Here is a 2,179-nt window from a genome sequence, read left to right as displayed (position 1 = left end):
TGAGGGCGCCAAAGGCGACCCTGTAGATAATGTTCGGGCCTTCCACCTGGGTGCGTATCTCGTCTTGAGGACGGTGAGGACCACGGCCGCGTCAATGCCGCTGGATCCTGTGTTTGCTATGGCTGGGAGCGATCCCGTTGACGGTGGAAACCATCTGGATCAGCTTACTGCTGACGTCGGCGATCTGCCGGCGCGATGAGACCTGTTGGCCAAAGCCCAAAGCTGCTTCCCGACATAGGACGTTGTCCGTGAGAACGGTGTGGACCCGGTACGGTACCGCGTCGATCAGAGCCACCAGGAAGGCAGAAGCCGAGGTCCGGCCGGTCTTCCTGACCACCTGGACGAAGGCGAATTTGCTCGTGCGATCAATGGCCACGTAGAGGTAGAGCTTGCCCTCGGCAGTCTGTACCTCGGCGATGTCGATATGGACGTAGCCGATCGGGTAGGACTTGAAGCGCCTYTTCGGCTCCTTGTCTCCTGCCACCTCCGGCAACCGGCTGATGCCATGACGCTGCAGGCAGCGGTGCAATGATGAGCGCRTCAGATGCGGGATCGTCGCCTGCAGAGCATAGAGGCAATCGTCGAGCGGCAGCAGAGTATGCCGGCGGAAGGCGACGATSACCGCCTCCTCCTCGATCGACAGCACGGTCGATCGAGGCTCGCATGGACCGGTCTTGAGATCCGCCGTCGAGCTCCGTCTCTTCCACTTGGCCACCGTCTTCTGGTTGATGCCGTAGCGCTTCGCCAGAGCCCTCAGGCTCTCTTGACTATGCTGTATCGCTCGACGRACCGCCTCTGTCGTCGTGGCGCTCCCATGGTGAACCTGATGGGGTGGACGGCCTCCGCTCCCGGCATCGAGGTGCCATAGTGTGGCTGTCAAAGGTCACATGAGGGAGAGCCGTCCATGGAGAGGATCATCACAGTCGGTTTGGACATCGCCAAACAGCTTTTTCAGGTTCACGGCGTCGACGCCAACGGCGCGGTTGTCGTTCGGCAAAAGCTGCGCCGCGATGCTGTCGCCCCCTTCTTCGAAGGATTGGCGCCATGCCTGATTGGCATTGAAGCCTGCGCGAGCGGACACCATTGGGCCCGGGTTCTGACTGGGCTTGGCCATGAGGTTCGGCTGATGCCCGCCTCCTATGTGAAGCCTTATGTCAAGCGACAGAAGAACGATGCGATGGACGCCGAGGCGATCTGCGAGGCGGTGACGCGTCCAACGATGCGCTTCGTTCCGGTGAAGAGCGAAGAGCAGCAAAGCCTGCTGATGCTGCACAGAGTCCGCGAGCTTCTGATCCGGCAACGGACGATGCTGGTTAACGCGTTGCGTGGTCACCTGGCCGAGTTCGGGATCGTGACACGTCAAGGCGTTGCCGGCGTCGGCATGTTGATTGCGCTGGTCGAGGACGAGGATCACGACCTCGTCCCGGCGCTTGGGCGGGCAGCGCTCCGTCCTCTTATCGAACAGTTGCGGGAGGTTCATGCGAAGGTTGCTGAGATGGATCATCAGATTCTTCGCTGGCATCGCTCGAACGAACTCAGCCGGCGGCTGGAGACCATTCCCGGCATCGGCCCGATCACCGCGAGCGCGATCGCTGCCACTGTCACGGAYGTGTCGCTGTTCAAATCCGGCCGGCAACTTGCGGCCTGGCTCGGCCTCGTTCCGCGGCAGAACTCGTCCGGTGGCAAGGACCGGCTCGGCAGGATCAGTAAGCAAGGCGATGCTTACATTCGCCGGCTTCTCGTTGTCGGAGCGCACGCCGTCCTTCGCTACAGCCGCAAGGCAGAAGCGGCACCGACACGATGGGCCGCCGGACTGCTCGCGGCGAAGCCATACAATGTCGTCGCCATCGCGCTTGCGAACAAGATGGCCAGGATTGCTTGGGCGCTGATGACGACAGGGAAGAAGTTCGAGGCCTCAGTCGCGTAAAAGAGCAGCAGTGGGCTACGAAGGATTGGTGAGGTGCTGATGGTGTGATGACGAACGGTCGAGCCGGGATCGGGACAATCCGTTATGGGCCATGCGCCGAGAGCGCGCGAACCTGAAAGGAACCCGATCGGCGGACTTCATCAGGGCCCGCGGCATCAATGCGCTGCCGATCAGAGGCCGTATACATGCCTGCACCCGACCAACTCGTCAGAAGCGCCAAATGGCCCTTGCCACGCGGAGGCCGTCCATACA

1 protein-coding gene and 1 pseudogene are annotated in these 2,179 nt (G+C 61.7%); one reads left to right on the top strand and one right to left on the bottom strand.

Features of this window, described 5'->3' with window-relative positions; all coding sequences use genetic code 11:
• Positions 1–241: 241 nt before the first annotated feature.
• Positions 242–880, bottom strand: a pseudogene (locus AC1DW9_RS36535) (transposase family protein); the annotation flags it as partial.
• A gap of 24 nt (positions 881–904) precedes the next feature.
• Here AC1DW9_RS36535 and AC1DW9_RS36530 point away from each other — a divergent pair.
• Positions 905–1,927 (top strand): IS110 family RNA-guided transposase, encoded by a 1,023-nt coding sequence (locus tag AC1DW9_RS36530; RefSeq protein WP_476855406.1) that lies wholly within the window; start codon positions 905–907, stop codon positions 1,925–1,927.
• Positions 1,928–2,179 lie beyond the last annotated feature (252 nt).

This window comes from Allobosea sp. P4_E12 (assembly GCF_056401655.1).
The sequence above is the reverse complement of the archived record's forward strand: the minus strand, read 5'-3'. Positions and strand labels throughout refer to the sequence as shown.